We start from the raw sequence: 24,576 nt of genomic DNA, 5'->3' as shown, positions 1-24,576 counted from the left end.
AAGTTGTTTTGTTATGTGAATTTAAGAATTTGATAGTAAAAAAGATAAACAAATGTTATAAGTGCATAATTTTTTGTGTTTAAATATATGTTGAGAGTCATTAAAGAAATTAGCGTCATTGAGAGTATAAGAGAGGGATTTATAAGGAGAGTAACTTCCAAACTTAAGATTTCTCAGTCGTAACCTCCTTCGAGATGACGTTATAGCGATCGTCATTGCGAGAGGAACTTGTAGAGAATGGGATAGCTACGTTGTTGTCACTCCTCGTTATGACGTTTCACATTTCCGTCATCCCGACCGTAGGGGAGAAACCGTAAGGTTCAGCGAAGCTAAATCTAATGAGGAGCGTACCTCTTACCTTTCAATAATCAACTTATCCCAAGTATCTTTCCATCCTTTGTTTGTAACCCTATTACGATACGTTATCAAATCAAAATTAGGAGTAGGTTTAACCACAAGGTTAAATAAATCGTCTAGGCCATGCGGAGCAATAAACTCTATTTGATTATTTGTATTTAACTGAACAGCAATGGCAGTAGCTGTTTCGGGCCAATAAGAAATGGCTTCGTAACAATTTTTATAAGGAGAATGACCGTTTCGAAGATGCATCCTTGCTTGATTTTTTACCGACCAATTCACAGTGGGATTAATAGTTTTGAGCTGTTTTTCAAGAGCTAATTCACGAGTCTTAGTAATGTCGTTTTCATTAAAATAAATAACATCAATATCGTTTAAAGAAGTTCTTTTATTATTGTGTTTATAATCCCAAACTTTATTTCTAACAAAACCAGCACCAATCCAACAGTCGGGTAGGTGTAGGCTACGAACAGCTTCAAGAATACTAAGCACCCAAGTATCGCTCTTAATAATAGTTACCAGCTCAGTAGTAAAATCTGTTTTCATAAAGCTTATTGGTACTCAGGGATATCTCTTAAAAAGACATAGGTTTCCTTCTCTTTATCGAGCATACAAAAAAAGTGTTGCAGTCCGTTGGTAACGATGAGGTAATCGGCATTGAGTTTTAAGTTATAACGTGCAATTTGATCAAAGGTATCTTGCGTTATTTTTATATGCGGAGCCTTACATTCTACAATAATATTCGGATGTCCGTCTGAAGAAAAAATCACAATATCTGTACGCTTTTTAAGGTTGTTGATAACCAATTGTTTTTCAATAGCAATAAGCGAAACAGGATAGTTTTTTTCTTGAATTAACCACTGAACAAAATGCTGACGTACCCATTCTTCAGGAGTTAATACCATATATTTTTTTCTCAAATTATCAAAAATAAGCGTCTTATTTTCGTTACTTTTGAGCTTGAATGTATAGCTAGGAAGGTTGAGCTTTTGCATAACCCAAAAGTAAGAAAATTATAAGTTATTTCTAACGGAGAAGAAGGAGAAGCCGTCATTTTGACCAGAGGTAGAAATCTCATTCAGCGGAGTAACTCCCTTGTTTAAGATTTCTCAGTTGTAACCTCCTTCGAAATGACATTATAGTAATTGTCATTCCGAACGACGAAGGAGGAGGAATCTCAAGAGGTGTGTTACTCTTATTGTTAAGATTTAGCTTCGCTGAACCTTACGGTTTCTCGTCGCTCATAAAATCGCTCCGTCGAAATGACTAAGAGTGTTATTAAGGAATGAATACTTAGCTACAACATTTTAATAACAATAACACCAAAAGAAGGCAGAAGAAAGACACATGAACGAAATTAAATCTATCATATCCGATATAAAAGGAGGCAACATCAAACCCATTTATTTTTTAATGGGAGAAGAACCGTATTACATCGATAAAATCTCAGATTATATTGAAGATAATGTGTTAGATGAATCTGAAAAAGGATTCAATCAAGTAGTTATGTACGGTCGAGATGTGTCGATAGAGGAAATTGTGTCGTCGGCAAAACGTTTTCCGATGATGGCAGAAAAGCAGGTGATTATTGTTAAAGAAGCCCAAGATTTAAGTCGTTCGATTGATAAAATAGAGTCATATGCTGCCAATCCGCAACCGAGTACCGTATTGGTGTTTAACTACAAATACAAAAAGCTCGATAAACGTAAAAAGGCCTACAAAGCCATAGCAAAAAGCGGACTCATTTATGAAAGTAAAAAACTGTATGATAATCAAGTAGCCGATTGGATACGTCAGGTGTTGGGCGGAAAAAAGTTTAATATTGAACCGAAAGCTGCACAAATGTTGGTGGAGTTTTTAGGAACCGATCTGAGTAAGATTAGCAACGAATTAGATAAACTAACCTCAGTATTGCCTGCACAAACCATTATTACCGATAAGCATATTGAGGAAAACATTGGTATTTCTAAAGACTTTAACAATTTTGAGTTGCGTAAAGCTGTAGGACAGCGAGATGTGGTGAAAGCGAACAGAATTATCAATTATTTTGCACAAAACCCAAAGAACAATCCATTGGTAATGACCATTTCTTTACTAAATAGCTTCTTTACACAGTTATTAATGTACCACGGATTAAAAGACAAATCGAAAGCTTCGGTAGCTAAAAACTTAGGAGTAAACCCTTATTTTGTGGACGACTATGTAAATGCTGCCCGTAACTACCCGATGCGAAAAGTATCACAAATTATAGCCTTATTACGTGATGCCGATGTAAAAAGCAAAGGAGTAGGAGCCAACCAAACCCATGTAGATATTTTAAAAGAATTACTGTTTAAGATTTTGCATTAATAGTATTGTGTACAAACCTTATCATTAAAGAAGTAAAGAACTACGAGTAAAAATGTAGTAAAACGATATTTTACAAACAAAATTCTAATAATGTGGCAATCAAATTAAGTTACCTACTCTCTTTTTTCATAATTAAAGGTATCAAATAGACAACTACTCGAATAAGGAGATAAAAAAATACGTACTACTTTGTCGCTTTTTAAGCACATAAAATTGTATGTATAAGTACAAGTTGCGTACAAACAAAGTTGGTTGTTCTTAAAAGACAGTGTTTTACGGTAAAAAGCTTAAAAATCAATACACTAATTGTATGATTTTGGAGATATTTTATATCTTTAACTCAAAAAATTGTACCACCCTAAAAAAAATCTATGAACATAAAAGCAAAGCTTTTTGTATGTGGTGAGGAACGAGAATTGCTTACTGCTAACTTAAATTACAACAGACTTACTGATTGGAACGGTAAACCTACTTCTGCCTTAATGGGAGGAACTATCTCAGTAACTTTTGAATCACAAATGTATGACGACTCTTTTGCAGAGTGGATTAAAGCAGATAGAACCGAAAATCCAAAAGTTGAATATCCCGCTAATTTATACTTATTAAGAGATGGTAAAATAGTCTTTTACAAAGATGAGTTTGATGGAATAGAACTATTTCAATACAACTTTCAAGATGGTGTACTTGTAAATTATTACGAAGCTTTTGACAACCAAAAAGGTATGTATGTTACGTTAACCATTTCACCTGCGATGCAAGACTATCGTTTTTTTAATAATAGTACAGACTGGAGAAGAAAAAGTCCTACTCGTTATATAAAACACTGGCAAGAAAGTTTTATACCGCCTATAAAAGAAACTCCTTATAAAGCGAAAGAAACTAATAAATCAGAAAAAAAACCTCAAATAATTAGTGGATGGTGGACTAAAAATAAAAATGACAGATTAAACCTAAAAAAAGCAAAATTAGGAGACACAGTTTATTTTCATATAGAAACTAAGAATATAAAGGATGGTGAGGAAATAGACTGTAAATTATATGATTTAGATAAGTTTTTTTCAGATGACTATTTAAACCCTGACGATGATGAATTCGATAAGAAAGAAATTCATAAAAAAGCTATTGTAAAAAATAATAAGGCGACTATTGAACTTTTTCTTAACCAAAAATGGGAACAAAATCTTGTAGAAGATAGAGCTTACGATATTGAACTTTATTGGAGAGTTACTTATAAAAAAATAACTAAAAATTTACCGAATAGAGAAAATCTTTATCTTAATGTAGCTTTTTCCGATCGAACACTGTTTTTTAAACCTTCTATTGCAGGGGGTAAATTACCACAACTTATTGCTAATGATGGAAGCCCTTTATTTTTGGCAGAACTTAAAGGTGCTACAACTGATGAAGTTGAGGGCATTGCTAAATCAAAAATTAAAAAGAAAATTAAAAAGAAAGCTGAAAAACTTGTAAGTAGTGCTGTAGCAGGTTATAATAATGCTATTGAAAGTAGAGTAACTACCATTGCATTGGCGAAATTAGCCAAAGGTAATATGGTAGACACAAATGGTAAAATACATACTAAGTCTAGAAAAATTTATCAATACACCGAAGAAGTATTTAACAAAGAAGTAATTGTAAAAAGAGGTAGACGTTTTAATAACGGTGTTGTAAAATCAGCAGCTAACCAAGCACATTATTTTGCAACTAATGGTACTAATGTAGAAATACTAAATACATTACGTATAAGACCACTAATGAGTGCAGAAGACGCATCTGAAGCATTTAGTAAAATATTTAGTTTGGTTGATTTCTCTATGATGAGCTTAGAAGAAATAACGGATACACCTTTAAACGTACCTGATTTTTTGTTAAAACGTTTTTTACCCAAAACTCCCATAGTAGGTATTAGTTTATGGCTTGAGTTTTTAGGATATGTAGCATTAGTTGAACATGAGAAGCAAGAAGCTATGGTTGACCAAATAATGCAAGAAAAACTTGAAAGAGCAAAAACAAAAGGATTAGATGCTTTAAGAACATTTCTACATGTTTATGAAACAGAGTATGATTTAATAGCTGTTTCAAATAAAACTTTATCAGCATTGTTATTAGGAAAATTTAGAACCTTAAAAAAATTAAACGATTATGAAAGTGAACAAAAGTTTAGTACAAAAAATGTACAAATATTGCATAAAGCTGTTTATGGAGAAGAAAAAGGAAGATTTGATTACGTTATCGAGTCTATATTTATTGATAAATAGAGGGAAATATGTCTTTGTTACTTTAATATTTATTGCTTGTTCAAGTAATAAAAAAGTTTCAAGTTTTAAACCCTCAAGTCCAGTTATTGTGATGATGAGTAAACCCCATAAAAAAGTTTATAGAATAGACATTCCTTTTGGTATTAAAATAAAAAACAGTTCATCTTCAAAACTATCTTTTGTTACCATTAATTATAATTATTTCCTTAATAAAAAGGGTATTGGAGAAGATTTATTTATCTATAATGATGCTGAAGAATTAGTTGAAATAGAAAACAATCAAATAATGAGTATATCACCTTTTTTAACTAATAAATATATAATCTATTCACGATATCAAATAGACTCATCTGAGGTCACTCAAAAAGAGTTAAAACCTTACATATTAAAAATGTTGAAAAATAACTTAGATACCTTCCGTATAAAATCAGTTTTAGAGTTTAAGAAAAAACATGCAACATTATTTGAAAAGTTAACAAAAGGAGATAGTATTTCAATTCAGTTTTTAGATAATGGAAAGTTAGGAGAGTATGTTACTGTTCCTGCAAAATGGTAACAGAGTTTTTTAAGCTTTAACAACGAGGATAAAAAAAGTAAACTATCTACAAAAAGAATTAAAGTCCCTATTAAAATTAATTAATGAAGTTAACTATTTACTTATTTATAATCTTAACAACATTTACTTGTGCCAACCCTAAAAAAGATCTTGTAGTAAAACAATCTCAATCAGTCAATTTTCCTGTAATTTTTGGGACTTACAAGTCAGAAATAGAAGAGGTAGCTTATATTAAGTTACCTAATCAAATTGAATTAAAAAACACATCTTATGTCAACTTAAACTTAAGTAGAATAACATATGAATCAAACTATAAATCTTCTTATAGCCGCCCTCAAATGTATTTATATTCGGTAGAAGGAGGCTCTCTAAAGTCTGCTGGAAATTATAATAGAAAAATAATATTTGGTAAGAAAAGTCTTAATTACACCTATTATGTCAATTACATTATAGATACAAGTACTGTTACTCAACAATTATTAAGACCATTACTAGATAAAAAGAAAAACAAAGATACTATACATATAAGTATTGTTGATTTCAAGAAAAACAATCAAGAACTATTTAAAATGCTAACTAGTAATGACACTATTTTTACTAGATTTTTTCTAAGACATGGCAGCAGAGAAGAAAAAATGACAGTTGTCGATCCTAGTACAGGAGAACCTCAAACCATTACATCAATAGAAAGTAAGCACGAACGTATTAAAATACCTGTAAAGTGGTAATCAAGTATTATGAAAAAAAATAGTGCGAATATAATTTCATCTATCATAGCCAGTATTTATTCCACAATACTAATAATTAATATTATTAATTGTTCTAAAGCTCTTCAAAATAAAAAAATTATAAGTTCAGATAATGGAATGGCAATTTTTACACCTTTATTAGTCCTTCTTTTTGTTTCTTTCATGGTACTATCTTTTTCTAAATGGAAAAAGGTGGTAGTTTATGTTGGTTTGGTAGGTGTTTTAAGTATAATACTTATGAGGTTATTTTATTACTTTGATCGTAATTATACTTACAATCATGAATTTAGCTATACTATATTTAATTTTTTCGGTTGGTATAATCACAATTCAGAGTATGATAAATACGACCACTTATATTTAGGGATGGAAGTCGTTATATATCCTGTTATTTTAGTTTTTTCTTACCTGTTAATTCACAGTACTCTTAAAAAGTTTATTAACAGAATAAGTAATCGTTTTTCTATATATGAATTTTAATACCACGGATTAAAAGACAAATCGAAAGCTTCGGTAGCTAAAAACTTAGGAGTAAATCCTTATTTTGTAGACGACTACGTAAAAGCTGCCCGTAACTACCCTATGCGTAAAGTATCACAAATTATTGCTTTATTACGTGATGCCGATGTAAAAAGCAAAGGAGTAGGAGCCAACCAAACCCATGCCGATATTTTAAAAGAGTTACTATTTAAGATTTTGCATTAACGGTCTCTGCTATGAGTAGTTGCATGGGTTAGCACTTAACTTTGCAAGTACATACCAAGCTGAAAATCAATGAGGATTTTCAGAAGTAGGCGAGAACCAGCAATTACTTATAAAGATTGTAGTGGGTGCTTTTATTATTCTTTATCACCGTTTATTGAAAGTTCATTTTCGTAATGTTCAATGGCGTCTTTTAAAGAAGTATAACTGTGTCTAAAGTCAGTAACGATTTCTCCATCATAACTCATGAAGGTAGAACGCACAGAAAATAGTTCAATTTCCTTATTCGACTTTTTAATTCCTCTGAATGTCAAACTTATTTTCTTTGTTCCGTCATTTCTTTCAAATTCTCTGTTATATGATGATGAGTTGTTTTTTTTCCATATCAAGTGTTCTTTTTTAGAGACTTCTTTTGACTTTTTCTTGTCATCAAGTATGAAATACTTTATCATAAATTATTATCTTTTTTATCTGTGCTTATTTTCAATTTCATATACTATTTAATCATTTTGATTTAGTTTGTATTTACATTATGCACAACGTGTTTGTGTAAGATTAGTTGCGTGATTTATGCACCTAATTTAGTAAATACAAAACAAATAGAAAATCCGCGAGGATTTTCGTAAGTAGGCTTGTACCAAGCAATTAATTTTATACGGTGTTGTAACCAGTTTTTATTCGAATTTTAAAAATAATCCTAGATAATTTTCGTGAATTTCACTTTTCCAAGGTTTTCCATATTGCTTAAATCCGTTTTTCTCTAATATTCTAACCATTGCTGGATTTTGTTTAGTTTCGGTTGAAGCCATTAAATTACCTGTTCCATATTCACGTATTAGGGTTTTTACTAGAAATCCTGCAATTCCACTTCCAGAATAATCAGACTCTGTATAAAGATAACCAAGTTCCCAATCAAACTCTTTTTCAATATATGGAAGGTTAGCTTTGTTTAAATCAAAATCAGTTCTCGTTTTTGGCTTAATTCCTCCAATAGCTATTGGTTGTTTGTCTTTGGAAACTATACATATTAATTTGCATCTATCAGCTTTTGTTTGCAAATCACCTTTTACTTTATTCTGTTTTTTCAGTAAGTCAGCAAATATTTTTCTATCTGAATCCTCAATGTTTTTTTTGAAAACTATTTTAAATTCCAAAATCATATTTAATCAACTAAATCAAAAGTTACAATTCCAGCTCCAACACTTGCAATTTTCATTAATTCAGTTGTAGTTTTTTTAGAAGCATTTTTTACTGTTATTTTTCCATTATTTGAATTTGCGATTGATACAATTTTCATAATTTCTGTGGTTGTTTTTTTTCCGCCATCTATTATTAGATTTCCTCCTACAGATGCGATTTTCATTAATTCGGTTGTGGTTTTCATATTAAGTTTCTCGTTTTGTTAAATTGGCTACAACTTGTTTATATAGATGTATAATACATTGTTATATAACCATTTTGGTAGGCTTATGATTGTTTATACTTTTTACGAACCTAAAAAAAAACAGATACATATTCTTACGGAATCCCATAAGCTCAATTACTTAAGTAATAAAAGTTGTTTTAGCTATCATAAAAGCTTGCACGGGTCGCTGATATCAAGGCGTGCTCCGTTGACACCGCGGCATGGGTCGCTGATATCACGGCGTGCTCCGAAGACACTACGGCACGGGTCGCTAATATCACGGCAAGCTCCGTTGACACCACGGCACGGGTCGCTGATATCACGGCGTACTCCGAAGACACCGCGGCATGGGTCGCTGATATCACGGCATACTCCGAAGACACCGCGGCATGGGGCGCTGATATCACGGCGTACTCCGAAGACACCGCGGCATGGGTTGCTGATATCACGGCATACTCCGAAGACACCACGGCATGGGGTGCTAATACTAAGATAATAGATAAATTAATAACACTCGTAAAAAAGCTGACAGCATTGCTAGCCGTAGCCTCAAATCCCAACAGACTTCATAAAAGCACTCGGTGTAAGCATTAAAAAAGGTCAAGAAAAAGCTATCAACCAATACTTAAAAGTAGAATTTTGTTAGTTGTAGTGTGAGTTAGCAGCCGTATATATAAAGAAACGAACAAAATTCTATGTTGTATTGGAAACATTACTAGCCTTTTATGGTTTGTAAAGAGTATCTAGAACAAAGTTTGAAAAACTAAAGGATTTTTAGGTTAGTTCACTGTTGCGTATTCGATTTTTCTAATGTCTATTATCACATAAAATTAATATAGGTAACTCATCCTTATCTAAAAAGTGAATTTGAGGGCATCCAAAAGATTCCCATATAAACCCAAAAGTTACAGGTGGTTTGTTTTTAAACAACCGTCCTATATATTGATGGCTTTCATTATACTGTGGTTTTTCTTCTTTTATTTCAAGAGGGGCTTTACTGCTAGATTCCCCTTCTGATTGATAAATATGATAAGAATCTTTTGTATCAAAATTTTTGAATATTAAATCAGACCAGTTATTATACCCATTTTTCATTTTAACAAAAGAACGTATGTTTTCATATTTAGAGGTGTACTTTTTGTAAACTGTATCATTTATCCAACTTTTAGAAATTAATTTGTTTTTGATGTTGTTATTAATCATTTCTAAACTCATTTCTTTAAAGACAAGTGGTTTCAATCCTTTCTCAATAAAAGGATTTTCTTTTCCAATTATAGCAAATCCATCATGATTTGATTTACCTAAATTAAAACCAATTTGATAATCCCATTGGTTATAATTTTCTTCTTTATATTCTTCTTCTATTTGTGAGTATAAACTAATACAAGCAATTAAAGGTGTTTTTTTAACGAGGTGCTTTTTAACCAATCCAGAGGCAATGTTATAAATAAAAATAGTATCCTTTTCAGAATAATTCATTCTTTTAAGGAATTCAATTCGCTGCTTTTTATTAAAATGTATAGTGTCTTTTAGTAAATCTTTTTCATGGATAAAATTTTCGGGCATATTAAAGCTCTCAGAAACATTAACAAAAGCTTGTCGTATATCTAATTTATTAGATGGTTTAAGCTTTAATTTAGAATAAGCATCAGCATAATATAATTTTATATTTGAAAAGGAAGGTTCGCTATTTGATACATAATGACTAAAAATAAAAACAGTATCTTTTTCGTGTTTTACTGCAACCCAAGTTCCTTTTACCTCTTCATAATTGTCAATTATTTTTTGTGTTTGCTCAGTATCAAAAAGATATTCAACTTTTTCTCTCCAAGAAAATTTGCCTAAAATATTTCCATTTGGAAAATCCCTATAATTCAATCCAGAGGGAGCAATAACATATTTGTATTCAAAATGTTTAGATGTTTCTTTTTTCTTTATAACTGAATCCTTAGATAATTCTGTTAATTCAATCTTGCTTTCCGTAGCACGTTTTTTACAACTAAAAACAAAAAGGGTACTAGATAAAAGTAGTACTAATTGTAAATAAAATTTCATTCTTGTATTAGTATTAATATAGGTTATAATAAGATGACTATAATTATTTATGAAAATTATTGTGTATAGCTTTTTGACTGTTTTTTATCTTCCTATTTATTTTTTTAAAGAAAAAAAAGAAAAGACCAAAGACAATAGATTCGAGTACAAGAAATACAACTATTCTATTAATCAATGGGGATGAATCTGAAAAAATTACATCAATTAGAACAATTGAGTGTAGTATAAAACTGGTAGCAAAGAAAGATTTTAAAAAAATACTCTTCTTAAATAAGAAAGAAAGAGAAGAGTTAGCAAATATATTGGCAAGTAGAAGAACAAAACCAAATACCATATCTCTCCTTCCAAATCCACTTATAGCATTAAATAAGAAAAATAGACATACTATTATGCCTACTATCAATACCCTTATGTCATGTAAATTACTCTCTTTCTTTTCTATCATAGTTTAATTTATTAAGTGCAAAAAGTTTTTATACGTAATAAAATTACTATTACATTCCTTTAATGGTATAATAAGCAGAAGTGTTAGCAATTTTTGTTTCAAATATAGTAAAATCAATAAAGTGTCTAAGTGAAACGTTTAATAAGTTTATCCATGGTTTTTGATAATCTTACTACCGCTTAAAATATTTTTGTAATCTGGATAGATTGATTAATTGTTACAAAAAAAGGATTTGAGTGAATCAAAATCATGTGATGTTTTAAAAGAATTACTGTTTAAGATTTTACATTAATAGTTTCGACTATGAATGCATACAACTTACTTAGAATTATTGTTGTTGGTTTTTATATTCTCAGCATTTAGGATTCTTTTTATATTTTCTTTTTCTATTTCAGTCAAAAAAGAATCTACATTTTGATAATATCCTGAATACCATTTTTGTTTATTGAAATACCCTGACATTTTTTTTGTCTTAAACTCATAATGATATCTAGCAAAAATTTCATTTCGCATAATTTTAAGTTCTTCTTTATTCATTTTGTTTAGATAATCAAGGCTTATAACTGTGGTTTTGGTATTAAAATAGTTTCCTATTTCATAGAACTTGGAATAGCTTCCTATTTCATAGTCTCCTTCCTCTCCTGTTTGTATAGGTGGATTAACTAATTTTAATCCTTTATATTTCTTATTACCAATCTCAAAAAACACAAATTCGCCATTGGATTGGTCTGAATAAAAATGGTTCCCTCTTATTTTTACATTGGTGAAATTTTCATATGATTTAAACCAACCAACTATTTTTGAATTTTTAATCATCCAATTTCCTTTTTCTAACTGAACACAAACCATATCATTAGAAATAGATAAATGTAAAGAAGATTCTGCTTCTGATTCTCCAAAAGAATATACACCTGAATAGTTTTTAAGATTTTCTTCTTCCCAAGTTCTTAATGCTATATTCTCTTCTTCTATCATAGCTTGAGTTCCAAAAACTTGTGCTTTAGCTGTTGTAATTGAAAAAAACAGAATTAATATAATAGTTACTATTTTCATGTTTTTTATATAAGGTGTTGATGGTAGTTTATTTTCGCTTATTCAGGTATAAATGCCCCACATCCTTCTAAAGAAACTCCTGTTTGTTTGGCAAGAATAAACATATTTCCTGTTTTACCTTGTAATTCTGTTAAAGTCCACTTCTTTTTTATGTCAGCCTCAATATTCCAACCTTTTAGGAAAATCAGAGTTCTGGTTTTCTCAATTCTATGAGGTATACTCTCGTCTGATAATACTTTAGAAAGAAGTTCGGTATTTTCTTTACATGTAGAGTAGAAGTGAAAATTCACAACTAATTCAGTCTGAGAATCTATTCCGTTTTCTTCCCAAATTTGCCACATTTTTTCATTTCGTTCAAAATGGGCGTTTAGTTCGTGTTTATTACTCATTTTTTGCTGCTTTTAAATTTTCGCCAACCAGTTATATACCAACCTTAGTTTCTTTTACCTTGAATATTAACATTAGTACGGGATATAATGAAGTTTTAGCAATTTTTATGTTCATTCAAATATAGCAAAATCAACAGGTTACCTAAAACAAAGTTTTTCACAAACTTATACACCATTTTTGCTAATTTCGCCGCTTAAAATTATTTGTATGATTACGGTAGATCAATTAACGGTTGAGTTTAGTGGTAACAACTTGTTTAGTGACGTTTCGTTTGTAATAAACGAAAACGATAAAATTGCCTTAATGGGTAAAAATGGTGCAGGAAAATCCACCATGATGAAAATTATAGCAGGAGTTTCTAAACCTACTAAAGGAGGCGTTCGTAGTCCGAAAGATACCGTAATCGCTTACTTACCTCAGCATTTGTTAATGGAAGACAACTGCACGGTAAAAGAAGAAGCGTCCAAAGCATTTGCATCTATTTTTGCTATGAAAGCTGAAATGGACGACCTCAACAAACAATTAGAAACCCGTACCGATTACGAATCGGATGATTATATGAAAATCATCGAGCGCGTATCAGATTTAGGGGAGAAGTACTACGCGTTAGAAGAAATAAACTACGAAGCAGAAGTAGAGAAAGCTTTAAAAGGGCTAGGATTTAAACAAGAAGATTTTGAAAGAGCAACTTCAGAGTTTAGTGGAGGTTGGCGTATGCGTATAGAGCTGGCGAAAATCTTACTGCAAAAACCCGACTTAATTTTGTTAGATGAGCCTACCAACCACGTAGATATCGAATCGGTAATTTGGTTAGAAAACTTCTTATTAAACAAAGCCAAGGCGGTAGTAGTAATTTCGCACGACAAAGCGTTTATTGATAACATTACCAACCGAACCATTGAGGTAACGATGGGAACCATTCACGATTACAAAGCCAACTACTCACACTATTTAGAGTTGCGTAAAGAACGTCGTGCACATCAGTTAAAAGCTTACCAAGAACAACAAAAATTTATTGCCGATACCAAAGCGTTTATCGAGCGTTTTAAAGGAACCTATTCAAAAACGAATCAAGTAGCCTCGCGTGAACGAATGTTAGAAAAATTAGTTCCTGTAGAAATAGATGAGGTAGATACTTCAGCCTTAAAACTACGTTTTCCACCGTCACCACGTTCGGGAGACTATCCTGTAAAAGTGGAAGGATTGACGAAGCAATACGGAGACTTAACCGTATTTAAAGACGCAAGTTTCTCTATAGCTCGTGGAGAAAAGGTGTCGTTTGTAGGAAGAAACGGAGAAGGAAAATCAACCATGATCAAAGCAATTATGGGAGAAATTGATTTTGAGGGTGAATGTGGTTTAGGGCACAATGCCAAAGTAGGATATTTTGCACAAAATCAAGCTTCGTTGTTAGATCCTGAATTAACAATTTTCCAAACCGTAGATGAGGTTGCTGAAGGAGACATCCGAACGCAAATCAAAAATATATTAGGACGTTTCATGTTCTCGGGAGATGATTTAGAAAAGAAAGTAAAAGTACTTTCTGGAGGAGAGAAAACCCGTTTAGCAATGGTAAAACTATTGTTGGAGCCTGTAAACGTGTTGATTTTAGATGAGCCTACAAACCACTTAGATTTAAAATCAAAAGAAGTAATCAAAGAAGCCTTATTACACTTCGACGGAACGTTGATTTTAGTATCGCATGATCGTGATTTCTTACAAGGATTGTCTCAAAAAGTATTTGAATTTAAAGACCAGCGTGTTATTGAACACTTTGAAACGATTGATGCATTCTTAGAACGTAATAACATCAAAGCGTTAAAGGAGATAGATTTATAAAAACGTCATTGCGAGTGGAACGAAGCAATCTGCTAGTCAACGAATAGATTACTTCAGTCGTACCTCCTTCGTAATGACGTCTTGTTTATTGTCATTTCGACCAGATGTGAGAAACCGTAAGGTTCAGCGGAGCTAAATCTTATTAATGTGATTAACTCTTATTATTGAGATCTCTCACGTTCCGCGTTGCTCCAGTTCGAGATGACAGAATGTTTCGTCATTGTGAGTAGAACGAAGCAATCTGCTAGTCGACGGAGAGATTACTTCAGTTATAACCTCCTTCGCAATGACGATAGTCCTTATTTTACCATAGGTTTATAAGCATCACAGTTTTCATAAATAACCCAAAGATTAATAGCAAATAATGCTATAGCAATAGGAAGTCCAGATGGAGCTTGAAAAATGTTAGTTAGCATAATTCCTATCATTACAGGAAAAATAGCTACAGCTCCTAAGGCTCTAGTTTTTGGAATAATGAATAGAATACCTCCTAAAATTTCAGCAATACCTACTAGGGGCATTAGCCAACCAATTTCCATCATAGCTGTCATAGCACTCATCATCTTTTCGGGTAAATCTTCAGGCATTGGCATGTAGTTTAAGAATTTGTTTAATCCTGAATTGATAAACATTAATCCGAAAAGTAGACTTAATACAAATAGAATTTTTTGTTTCATAGTAGTTAGTTTGGGGTTAGTGATTTGTTTTTTAGTTGCTTAAATATATGAAAATATAAAATTGATAACAAAATGAAAGTGAGTATCTTACATTGTTGAGATTTCTTGTCGCTCATAAAATCGCTCTGTCGAAATGACGTCTAAGTTATTGTCATTGCGAGTGAAACGAAGTAATCTGTTAGTTGATGGAGAGATTACTTCAGTCGTACCTCCTTCGTAATGATGTCTTGTTTATTGTCATTTCGACCAGATGTGAGAAACCGTAAGGTTCAGCGGAGCTAAATCTTATTAATGTGAGTAACTCTTATTATTGAGATCTCTCACGTTCTGAATTGCTCCAGTTCGAGATGACAGAATGTTTCGTCATTGCTAGTGGAACGAAGCAATCTGTTAGTTGATGGAGAGATTACTTCAGTCGTACCTCCTTCGTAATGACGTCTTGTTTATTGTCATTGCGAACGAAGTGAAGCAATCTGTCAGTTGAAGAAAAGATAGCCGCGTCGTTATGACTCCTCACTATGATGTTCAGTAAGTGTCATTCTGATTAATTTTATGTCATTCCGAACGGATGTGAGGAATCTCAAGAGGAGAGTAGTTCTTATGCTTAAGATTTCTCAGTCGTACCTCCTTCGAAATGACGAGTAGAGGAGAAGGTCTAGTTCACTCCGCAACACTTCTTGTATTTCACACCGCTATCACAAGGACAAGGATCGTTTCTGGAAATATCCAAACGTTTTAAATGCAGGTTCATGTCGTCCATATCTTGTTTAAAGATTTGCTCTAGCAACGCATAAAGCTCAGGATGTTTTCTGGCTAATAACTTCGGACGTTCAAAAAAGTATTCGCTTGCAACCGAGAAAAACTCCGCTTTGTTAGTCCCACCATACGGATTGATATCGGAAGCATCGTTGTATATTTCTTCAATTTTTTTGTTGATTAAGTCTACCCATGGAATACTGTATTGCTTTTCTAATAATACATGTGGTACTCCGTCAATATTGCCATCTAGTTTATCAATTAAATGTACAAACTCATGGATGGCAGTATTCTTTTTATCAGTTTCATTTTCAAAACCTAAATGTAAAGCAGGTTTAGATAAAATCATTTTTCCTTCTAAATACCCGTTACCTACCATTCCTAAAATTCTTCGGTTGTTTCCTTCGGTTTCAAAATGCTCGTTAAACATAGCAGGATATAAAATAATTTCTTTGATGTTAGGATAGCGCCATTCAGGAAAATTAAAAATAGGAATTACAGCACTAGAAGCGATCAGTAATTTGTCGGTAATTGTAACCGTAACATCAACGCCAATAACCTCATGGTTTAATAGGAATTCAAAAACTTTAAACTCGAACAATTCTTTTTCATCAGGAGTGAGTGCGTTGTAAAAGGCAACTTTTTTAGTTAAAATAACTTTCCACTTAACAGGGAATGGAGTTGTTGGTTGTTTCCACTTAGTGGTTGAGGTGTTTTTTTTGAATACAAGAAAAATACCTACGAGTATAATTATAGATAGATAAGTCATTTAAAATAGCGTTGTGACTAGTAGTAATTTTTTTCAAATATATAAAAATAGGGTAGAGTGGGACATTTTGTTGTGATGTCATTTCGACCAGAGGGAGAAATCTCATGAGGTGAGTAATTAACTCCTATTCTTAAGATCTCTCGTCGCTCATAAAATCGCTCTGTCGAAATGAGGTCAAGGTTATCGTCATTGCAAGTGAAACGAAACAATCTGTTTATTGTGTGCCGATAAAAAGATAGCCACGTTGTTCATTTCGACTTCGCTCAATGAGCTTCCTAGCTATGACGTTCGGTTTTATTATTACAATTAACTTTACGTCATTCCGACGATAGGAGGAAGCTCATGAGGTGAGTAACGAACTCCTGTTCTTAAGATTTCTCGTCGCTCATAAAATCGCTTTGTTGCAATGACGTCTAGGTTATCGTCATTGCGAGTGAAACGAAGCAATCTATTAGTCGAGAGTAAGATTACTTCAGTCGTAACCTCCTTCGTAATGACGTTGGTTAAGTGTCATTCCGAACGGATGAGAGGAATCTCATGAAGTCAGTAATTTTCATTATTGAGGTCTCTCACGTTCCGCGTTGTTTTAGTTCAAATGACGTTTTATTTATAGTTATTGTAAGGGAAACGAAGTAATCTTCTTTAGTAATGGTATTTAAGTTTTTGGTTTTGAGTGTTTTGTAATTGTTTATTTGTTTTACTGAGTGTTTGTTAAAAGATAGTAGGTTATTTTTTATATATGTTAAAATTTGTGTTGTTTTATTTAATTATTTGTAAATAAAGTTTGAAATATATACATTGGCAGCAAGATTAATGTATTGTATTTATACATACTATTTAACTAGTAACCTTAAATTCCCCAATATATGACTACAAACTTAAATTTTCAGACTGTAGCAAAAGAACAAATCAAGTTCTTGAAATTTCCAAAAGAAGAGGTGTTAAACAAAAAGAAAGCAATGGTAAATCGTATTTTAGATTTACAACGAGCACTATCTTTAGGAAACTTAGAAAGAGAAAAGGTAAAAATATTTTTTATGGATATGGATGGCTTAAAAAAAGTAGAAACTACTGTTTGGGGTATTACTGATACTTCAGTAATTCTAAAACAGGCAACCATTATTCCGTTAGAAAGAATTGTAAGAGTTGCATAAATAAAAAAGACCTCGAAATTTCGAGGTCTTTTTTTATAGGTGTTATACTTATTAAGCTTCCGCTTCCATATAATCTTCAATAGGATTACAAGAACAAATTAAGTTACGGTCACCAAAAGCATCGTCTACACGACGTACTGAAGGCCAAAACTTATTGTCTGCAATATACTCTAAAGGAAATGCTGCTTGTTTACGAGAGTATGGTAAATCCCATTCATCAGCAGTTAACATTTCTTGCGTATGTGGTGCATTTTTAAGCGGGTTGTTAGGATTTTCCTTACTCGCTTCGGCAATCTCTTTTCTAATAGAGATTAACGCATCACAAAAACGGTCTAATTCAGCGACACCTTCCGATTCGGTTGGCTCTACCATAATTGTACCCGCTACAGGGAAAGATACGGTAGGCGCGTGGAATCCGTAGTCCATTAAACGCTTTGCAATGTCAGTAACTTCAATTCCGTTTTGTTTAAACTCACGACAATCTAAAATCATTTCGTGTGCTGCACGGTTCATTTCTCCTGTATATAAAGTGCTAAAGTGTCCTTTTAAACGCTCTTTAATATAGTTTGCGTTTAAAATTGCGTTCTTAGTAGAGTTTGTTAACCCGTCGGCACCTAACATAGTAATGTATCCGTAAGAAATTAAACATACCAATGCAGAACCCCAAGGAGCTGCTGAGATAGCAGTAATGGCATTGTCACCACCAGTTGCTATTACAGGGTTGGTAGGTAAATACGGAACTAATTGAGGAGCTACACAAATTGGTCCAACACCTGGTCCACCACCACCGTGAGGAATCGCAAATGTTTTGTGTAAGTTTAGGTGACAAACATCGGCACCGATAGTTGCAGGATTTGTTAATCCTACCTGTGCGTTCATGTTTGCTCCGTCCATATATACTTGTCCGCCATTATCGTGAATAATTTGAGTAATCTCTTTAATAGCCTTTTCAAATACTCCGTGAGTAGATGGGTAAGTTACCATTAAAGCAGCTAAATTATCAGCGTGTTTTTCAGCTTTTGCACGTAAATCTTCTACATCGATGTTTCCTCTTTCATCCGTTTTGGTAACTACTACTTTCATACCCGCCATAACAGCTGATGCAGGGTTAGTTCCGTGAGCAGATGCAGGAATTAAACAGATGTTTCTATTGGTGTCTCCATTTGCTTCGTGATATGCTCTAATAGTCATTAATCCAGCAAATTCACCTTGTGCACCAGAGTTAGGTTGTAAAGAAGTACCTGCAAAACCAGTAATAACGTTTAATTGGTTTTCAAGGTTATCTAACATTATTTGGTATCCTTCCGCTTGGTTTAAAGGTACAAATGGGTGGATATTTCCCCATTGAGGATTACTCAACGGTAACATTTCAGAAGCAGCATTTAATTTCATGGTACAAGACCCTAAAGAAATCATTGAGTGATTTAATGCTAAATCTTTACGTTCTAATTTTTTGATATAACGCATCATGTCAGTTTCTGATTGATACGTATTGAATATGTCGTTATCTAAGAAAGAAGTTGCTCTTTTTACATCTGCAGGAATTACGTCAGCTGAAGTAAATTCAGTAACTAAAATATCTTTGATATTGAAAGCTTGTTCGAAACAGTCAACAATTTCGTTGATTTCTTTTAAACCAACAGTTTCGTTTACAGAGATTGAAACATGCTCTGCATCGATGTAGTTAAAGTTGATTCCGTTAGCTTCTGCTACTGGACGTAACTTGTCTGCTTCAACTTCAACTAAAATAGTATCGAAATAAGCGCTGTTTTTTTGTTTGAAACCTAAATCTGTTAAAGCTTTTGCTAAGGTTACAGTGCTTGTGTGTACACGATCTGCAATGTATTGTAAACCATCTTTACCGTGGTATACAGCATACATACCCGCCATAACAGCTAATAATACCTGTGCAGTACAAATGTTTGAAGTTGCTTTTTCACGTTTAATGTGTTGTTCACGTGTTTGTAATGCCATACGTAAAGCACGACCACCGTCAACATCTTTTGTAACTCCAATAATACGACCAGGAATACTACGCTTGTAAGCTTCTTTAGTAGCAAAATATCCAGCGTGAGGTCCTCCGTATCCTAAAGGAATACCAAAACGTTGCGTAGTACCTACAACAACATCAGCACCAAATTCAGCAGGAGCTTTTAATTTTACTAACGATAAAATATCAGCAGCTACAGCTACTTTAATGTTATTGGCATTACAGCTAGCAACGAAATCGGTATAATCATATACTTGTCCGTGCTTACCAGGATATTGTACAATAGCTCCAAAGAATTCTTCAGAGAAGTTAAACTCTTGGTGGTTACCAACAACTAATTCAATTCCAATAGGAATAGCACGTGTTTGTAATACCGATAAGGTTTGTGGTAAAATTTCTTCTGAAACAAAGAACTTGTTTACGTTAGCTTTCTTTTGTGTTCTTTCACGAACATCAAATAATAAAGCCATAGCTTCAGCAGCAGCAGTACTTTCGTCTAATAACGAAGCATTCGCTAACTCCATTCCTGTTAAATCACAAATCATAGTTTGATAATTTAACAAGGCTTCTAAACGTCCTTGTGCTATTTCAGCTTGGTAAGGAGTATAAGCAGTATACCATCCTGGGTTTTCTAAAATATTACGTTGGATAACACTAGGTAAAATAGCTTCGTGGTATCCTAAACCTATATAACTTTTAAAAACTTTGTTTTTAGCACCTAATTCATTGATGTGATTTAGGTATTCATATTCGCTCATGGCAGGAGCTAAATCAAGCTCTTTTTGTAAACGAATATCGTCGGGAATAGTTTCATAAATCAATTGGTCTAAACTCTCAATGCCAATTGTTTGAAGCATTTGATCCTGATCTTTAACACGAGGACCTATATGCCTAAGTTGAAATGAATTTGTGTTCATTATTGTGTTGTTGTTTTTCGTGCCTCAAAAATAGTGAAATTGGTTGATTTGATACTACATATTTTTTTGTTAAAAACAATATTTTATTAACCAAAACAGCTGGTTATAAACATAAAAGTTATTTTTGTTAGATGAACCTTTTTAAAAAAGCACTCGATTTTTATATAAATTCTAGTATCCATGTAGCCTTAGCGGTGTTTTCTTTGTTTAGAATTACAGAATTATATTTTGGTTTTTTATACGATGAGTCACTGAGTTTTTTTGTGTTTTTTGCCACAATTACTGGGTATAATTTTGTTAAATATGCAGGAGTTGCGAAACTCCATCACCGAAGTTTGACTAAAAACCTGCAAATCATTCAAATATTTTCATTGATTTGCTTCTTGTTAATGTGCTATTATGCATGGTTATTACCTCTAAGAACATTATTGTTTTTTGTGCCTCTAGGAGTTTTAACTTTTTTATATGCAGTACCTTTTTTAAGTGGATTCCAAAAAAACTTACGAAGTATTGGTTATTTAAAAATAGTAGTAGTGGCTTTAGTATGGGCTGCAACTACGGTGTTGTTACCTATATATGCCAGTGAAACTCCTTTTACAACCGAGGTGTACCTATCTGCAATACAACGTTTTTTATTGGTGGTAGTATTAATCCTTCCATTTGATATAAGAGATGTGCAATATGATGCTATTTCTTTGCAAACAATCCCTAAAAAGATAGGTATAGAGTACACTAAGAAGTTTGGGGTTGTTTTGCTTGGATTATGTTTGGTGTTGGAGTTTATGATTAGCCCGAATACTCATTTCCGAACTGTTTTTTTAGTATTGTTTACTGTACTACTATTTCTGTTGATGAGAACAAAAACAAATCAGTCTAAATACTATAGCTCTTTTTGGGTTGAAGGCATACCGATTTTTTGGTGGTTATTTTTGTTAGTTTAAAACTGAAGTTTTTTAGAAGTATTAGAACTTAAAAAGTAATAGCTTGTAAGTAGCATATTTTTTATAGTTAAAAACTGAAACTTAAGGGTTTTGTAATATGTGTTTTTAAGAAAACCTTTGTACATTCGTTGGCTTAACAACACAACAACAAAAACACAAATTAAGTAACATGAATTTAGTAAAACGAAATTTCGTTTTCGATTTCGATAGCACACTTACCAGTGTGGAAGCATTAGATGTTTTGGCCGAAATCACCTTAAATGGAAGTCCGAAAAAAGAAGAGGTTATTCAAGAAGTAACCCGCATTACCAATCAAGGAATTGATGGAGAAATGTCCTTTACGGAATCCTTAGAAAAACGTATTCGGTTATTAAGTGCTAAAAAATCTGATTTACCTTTATTGATAGAGGAATTAAAGCAGAAAGTATCTCCTTCTATAGAAAGAAATAAAGAGTTTTTTGAAAGCTTTTCTGATGATATTTATGTGATTTCAGCAGGGTTTAAAGAATTTATAGACCCTATCGTAGCTGAGTATAACATTCCGTCTGAAAGGGTGTTTGCAAATACTTTTGAATTTGATACAGATGGAGTTATTGTAGGGTTTGATACTCAAAACCCATTATCTAAGCATAATGGAAAGATAGATTGTTTAAAATCCTTAAATTTAGAAGGTGAAGTACAAGTAATTGGAGATGGTTATAGTGATGCCGTTACTAAAGAAGCAGGCGTTGCTGATACTTTTTTTGCTTATACAGAAAATGTGTCGAGAGATAAAACTATCGCAAATGCCGACCATATTACACCAAATTTAGATGAATTTTTATACGTTAACAAGTTGCCTAGAAACCTATCATACCCAAAGAACAGAATTAAAATATTATTACTAGAAAATGTACACCCTGATGCTTTTACAAAGTTAACAGGTGATGGTTTTTCTGTAGAAACTGTTTCAAGAAGTTTATCGGAAGATGAATTGATTGAAAAATTAAAAGATGTTCATGTGTTAGGAATTCGTTCTAAAACACAAGTAACTCGTAAAGTTATTGAAGCTGCCGAAAAGCTAATGGTGGTTTCTGCTTTTTGTATTGGAACAAAGCAAATTGACTTAGATGCATGTAAAGAGAATGGAGTAGTAGTTTTTAATGCTCCTTATAGTAATACACGTTCGGTAGTTGAATTAGCTATTGGTGAAATTATTATGTTAATGCGTAGTGTATTTCAAAGAAGTACAGAAATTCATAACGGTCAGTGGAATAAAACAGCACAAGGTTCAAGAGAGGTTCGTGGTAAAAAACTAGGGATTGTTGGTTACGGAAACATTGGTAAGCAACTATCTGTTTTAGCTGAGGCTCTAGGAATGGATGTGTATTATTATGATGTAGAAGATAAGTTGTCTTTAGGAAATGCAACTAAAATAGATACATTAAAAGAGTTGTTGAACATTTCAGATGTAGTTACATTACATGTTGATGATAATTCAGCAAATAAAAACTACATAGGTAAGGAGGAGTTAGCTGAAATGAAAGATGGTGCTCATTTGGTAAATCTTTCTCGTGGATTTGTGGTTGATATTGAAGCGTTAGTGGATGCATTGAAATCTGGTAAATTAGCTGGAGCAGCGGTAGATGTATATCCAGAAGAGCCAAGAAAAAATGGTGAGTTTTACACTGAATTAAAAGGGTTGGATAATGTGATTTTAACTCCGCATGTAGGAGGGAGCACAGAAGAAGCTCAAAGAGATATAGCTGATTTTGTTCCGAATAAAATTATGGCGTACATCAATTCAGGAAATACTGTAGATGCGGTTAACTTCCCCAATATTCGTTTACCTAAGCATAAAAACGCACACCGATTTTTACACATTCATAAAAACGTACCTGGAGTAATGGCAAAGATTAATAAGGTATTAGCAAAATATGAATTGAATATTACTGGGCAGTATTTGTCTACAGATGAGAAGGTTGGATATGTAATTACCGATGTGGATAAAGAATACAATCAAGAAGTGATTACTAAACTTAAAAAAGTTGAAGGAACAATTAAATTTAGAGTATTGTATTAAAAACGTATTCTAAGTAATTTATACTATTCAAGGTCTACAGTAAAATGTAGACCTTGTTTTTGTTTGTGATTACTTTTTTAAAGTAAAAAAGTAAACCCAAGCGATAAAAAAGAGTTGTAATGGAATTCTAAACCATAAATAAGAAAGTCCTTTTCCATCATAAGTTCCCGTTTGGTAATTCAAGTTTTCTAAACTAGCCTTTATGTTGGCAGGAAGCATAAGTAATAAGAATACAATAAGAATCCAACCTGTAGTTTTTTGGTAGTTAGGAAATAGTAAACCTATAGCCATTACAATTTCTAAAACACCAGTTAGTATTGTAACTATTGGCTTTGAAGGAATGAAATCTGGAATCATTTTGCTCATACCTTCAGTAAATAAAAAATGTCCTAAAGCTGTAAATAAGAGCATTGCGCACATAGCAATTCTACCAGAAAGAGAGTAGTTTATATTTTTCAATAGTAATTTTTGGACTCCTATGGAAATTAAGAATACAAATAGTAAAACAAATAAAGGTTTCATTGGATAAAAAGTTTTATTCAAAATTGATGAAACTTTCAAAAGGAGTCAATGAACTTGGGTTAATAAATTCGTTTTCTAATTCTACTCAATGCTTGTGGTGTAACACCTATATAAGAAGCTATGTATTTTAATGGAATTTGTTTGATTAGTTCAGGTCTTTCATGAAAAAGGTTAAGGTATCTTTCTTCAGGGGTGTTGTTTAACAGAGAAAGCTCTCTTTTAGACTTTAGTAAGAATAAACTTTCTGCATTTTTTCTCCCAATTTCATTACCGATAGCAGTGTTTTGATAAATATCTTCTAAATCATTAAAAGACAACCTCCATAAAATAGTAGGAGTTAAAGTTTCAATACTATATTCAGAAGGGGTCTGAGTTAAAAAAGAATCATAAGCACTAACGAAGCTGTTTTTAAATACAAAACCAAATGTTACATCATTTTCAATTTTAGGAATAAACAATCTCAAAGTACCTTCTTCAACAAAAGATAGATAGTTTTCTGTGGTTCCTTTGGTTAAGAGTATTTCCTTTTTTTGAAGCTCAATTTTTTTTAGTTTTGAAGTAAAATAGGCTGAATCTTTGTCAGAAATGTTAGCAAAAGATTGTAAAAGAGTTGTTATTTGTTTCATGAGT

At 32.5% G+C, this 24,576-nt stretch carries 22 protein-coding genes and 1 pseudogene; 9 read left to right on the top strand and 14 right to left on the bottom strand.

From position 1 onward, the window contains the following. Window positions 1–354: 354 nt before the first annotated feature. Complete coding sequence (locus ACTPNM_RS12905; protein ID WP_440122217.1) at window positions 355–903, bottom strand: nucleotidyltransferase family protein; 549 nt, start codon at window positions 901–903, stop codon at window positions 355–357. Between the two features lie 5 nt (window positions 904–908). After that, entirely contained in the window at window positions 909–1,352 is a 444-nt protein-coding gene (locus tag ACTPNM_RS12900; protein WP_440122215.1) for a type I restriction enzyme HsdR N-terminal domain-containing protein, read from the bottom strand. Between the two features lie 352 nt (window positions 1,353–1,704). On the opposite strand from ACTPNM_RS12900, the gene holA reads away from it, so the two are divergent. The 5 genes and pseudogenes from holA to ACTPNM_RS12875 form a co-directional block, all read left to right on the top strand. Next, window positions 1,705–2,706 (top strand): DNA polymerase III subunit delta, encoded by a 1,002-nt coding sequence (holA, locus tag ACTPNM_RS12895; protein ID WP_440122214.1) that lies wholly within the window; start codon window positions 1,705–1,707, stop codon window positions 2,704–2,706. Window positions 2,707–3,077: 371 nt separating this feature from the next. After that, entirely contained in the window at window positions 3,078–4,964 is a 1,887-nt protein-coding gene (gene tssD, locus ACTPNM_RS12890) for a type VI secretion system tube protein TssD (RefSeq protein WP_440122213.1), read from the top strand. Further along, window positions 4,906–5,520, top strand: a complete 615-nt coding sequence (locus ACTPNM_RS12885) for a hypothetical protein (protein ID WP_440122212.1) — start codon at window positions 4,906–4,908, stop codon at window positions 5,518–5,520. Before tssD ends, ACTPNM_RS12885 begins: the two co-directional genes overlap by 59 nt. Before the next feature lie 83 nt (window positions 5,521–5,603). Continuing rightward, window positions 5,604–6,248 (top strand): hypothetical protein, encoded by a 645-nt coding sequence (locus ACTPNM_RS12880; protein WP_274641226.1) that lies wholly within the window; start codon window positions 5,604–5,606, stop codon window positions 6,246–6,248. A gap of 501 nt (window positions 6,249–6,749) precedes the next feature. Continuing rightward, window positions 6,750–6,974 (top strand): annotated as a pseudogene (locus ACTPNM_RS12875) (DNA polymerase III subunit delta); the annotation flags it as partial. A gap of 134 nt (window positions 6,975–7,108) precedes the next feature. Here ACTPNM_RS12875 and ACTPNM_RS12870 read toward each other — a convergent pair. The 7 genes from ACTPNM_RS12870 to ACTPNM_RS12840 all read right to left on the bottom strand — a co-directional run bounded on the left by ACTPNM_RS12870 (window position 7,109) and on the right by ACTPNM_RS12840 (window position 12,318). After that, window positions 7,109–7,423, bottom strand: a complete 315-nt coding sequence (locus ACTPNM_RS12870; protein ID WP_440122210.1) for a hypothetical protein — start codon at window positions 7,421–7,423, stop codon at window positions 7,109–7,111. A 222-nt stretch (window positions 7,424–7,645) separates the two neighbouring features. Continuing rightward, window positions 7,646–8,131, bottom strand: coding sequence for a GNAT family N-acetyltransferase (locus ACTPNM_RS12865; RefSeq protein ID WP_440122208.1), 486 nt, complete (start codon window positions 8,129–8,131; stop codon window positions 7,646–7,648). A 2-nt stretch (window positions 8,132–8,133) separates the two neighbouring features. Beyond that, window positions 8,134–8,355, bottom strand: coding sequence for a hypothetical protein (locus ACTPNM_RS12860; RefSeq protein ID WP_440122206.1), 222 nt, complete (start codon window positions 8,353–8,355; stop codon window positions 8,134–8,136). A gap of 179 nt (window positions 8,356–8,534) precedes the next feature. Next, a complete protein-coding gene (locus tag ACTPNM_RS12855; RefSeq protein ID WP_440122205.1) occupies window positions 8,535–8,936 on the bottom strand; it encodes a hypothetical protein in 402 nt (133 codons plus the stop codon). Window positions 8,937–9,183: 247 nt separating this feature from the next. Further along, a complete protein-coding gene (locus ACTPNM_RS12850; protein WP_440122204.1) occupies window positions 9,184–10,431 on the bottom strand; it encodes a hypothetical protein in 1,248 nt (415 codons plus the stop codon). A gap of 763 nt (window positions 10,432–11,194) precedes the next feature. Further along, window positions 11,195–11,929: a YARHG domain-containing protein gene (locus ACTPNM_RS12845; RefSeq protein ID WP_440122203.1), complete on the bottom strand. Its 735-nt coding sequence runs from the start codon at window positions 11,927–11,929 to the stop codon at window positions 11,195–11,197. Window positions 11,930–11,967: 38 nt separating this feature from the next. Beyond that, entirely contained in the window at window positions 11,968–12,318 is a 351-nt protein-coding gene (locus ACTPNM_RS12840; RefSeq protein ID WP_440122202.1) for a hypothetical protein, read from the bottom strand. A 208-nt stretch (window positions 12,319–12,526) separates the two neighbouring features. Between ACTPNM_RS12840 and ACTPNM_RS12835 the strand changes: the two genes are divergently transcribed. After that, the gene (locus ACTPNM_RS12835; protein WP_440122201.1) at window positions 12,527–14,158 is read left to right on the top strand and encodes an ABC-F family ATP-binding cassette domain-containing protein; all 1,632 of its coding nucleotides are present in this window, start codon (window positions 12,527–12,529) and stop codon (window positions 14,156–14,158) included. Between the two features lie 299 nt (window positions 14,159–14,457). Here the strand turns inward: ACTPNM_RS12835 and ACTPNM_RS12830 are convergent, their stop codons facing one another. Both ACTPNM_RS12830 and ACTPNM_RS12825 read right to left on the bottom strand, forming a co-directional pair. Next, window positions 14,458–14,835, bottom strand: a complete 378-nt coding sequence (locus ACTPNM_RS12830; RefSeq protein WP_440122199.1) for a DoxX family protein — start codon at window positions 14,833–14,835, stop codon at window positions 14,458–14,460. 655 nt (window positions 14,836–15,490) lie between these two features. Beyond that, window positions 15,491–16,360, bottom strand: a complete 870-nt coding sequence (locus tag ACTPNM_RS12825) for a zinc-dependent peptidase (RefSeq protein ID WP_440122198.1) — start codon at window positions 16,358–16,360, stop codon at window positions 15,491–15,493. Between the two features lie 866 nt (window positions 16,361–17,226). Between ACTPNM_RS12825 and ACTPNM_RS12820 the strand changes: the two genes are divergently transcribed. After that, window positions 17,227–17,514 carry a hypothetical protein gene (locus ACTPNM_RS12820; RefSeq protein ID WP_099216293.1) on the top strand — a complete coding sequence of 96 codons (288 nt, stop codon included), beginning with the start codon at window positions 17,227–17,229 and terminating at the stop codon, window positions 17,512–17,514. A 51-nt stretch (window positions 17,515–17,565) separates the two neighbouring features. Here ACTPNM_RS12820 and gcvP read toward each other — a convergent pair whose 3' ends face one another. Continuing rightward, window positions 17,566–20,421 (bottom strand): aminomethyl-transferring glycine dehydrogenase, encoded by a 2,856-nt coding sequence (gene gcvP, locus ACTPNM_RS12815; protein ID WP_440122196.1) that lies wholly within the window; start codon window positions 20,419–20,421, stop codon window positions 17,566–17,568. Window positions 20,422–20,552: 131 nt separating this feature from the next. Here gcvP and ACTPNM_RS12810 point away from each other — a divergent pair, with 131 nt between their 5' ends. Both ACTPNM_RS12810 and serA read left to right on the top strand, forming a co-directional pair. Further along, a complete protein-coding gene (locus ACTPNM_RS12810) occupies window positions 20,553–21,362 on the top strand; it encodes a hypothetical protein (RefSeq protein WP_440122194.1) in 810 nt (269 codons plus the stop codon). Window positions 21,363–21,531: 169 nt separating this feature from the next. Continuing rightward, window positions 21,532–23,424 (top strand): phosphoglycerate dehydrogenase, encoded by a 1,893-nt coding sequence (gene serA, locus ACTPNM_RS12805; RefSeq protein ID WP_274640559.1) that lies wholly within the window; start codon window positions 21,532–21,534, stop codon window positions 23,422–23,424. Between the two features lie 69 nt (window positions 23,425–23,493). On the opposite strand, the gene ACTPNM_RS12800 is transcribed toward serA, so the two are convergent. Then, entirely contained in the window at window positions 23,494–23,946 is a 453-nt protein-coding gene (locus tag ACTPNM_RS12800; protein ID WP_440122193.1) for a DoxX family protein, read from the bottom strand. A 59-nt stretch (window positions 23,947–24,005) separates the two neighbouring features. Then, window positions 24,006–24,572, bottom strand: coding sequence for a Crp/Fnr family transcriptional regulator (locus tag ACTPNM_RS12795; protein WP_440122191.1), 567 nt, complete (start codon window positions 24,570–24,572; stop codon window positions 24,006–24,008). Between the last annotated feature and the right edge of the window lie 4 nt (window positions 24,573–24,576).

This window comes from Tenacibaculum sp. Ill, assembly GCF_051938915.1.
GTDB lineage: Bacteria > Bacteroidota > Bacteroidia > Flavobacteriales > Flavobacteriaceae > Polaribacter > Polaribacter larymnensis.
Note: the sequence above shows the minus strand (reverse complement) of the source record. Positions and strands in the feature narration are given on the sequence as shown.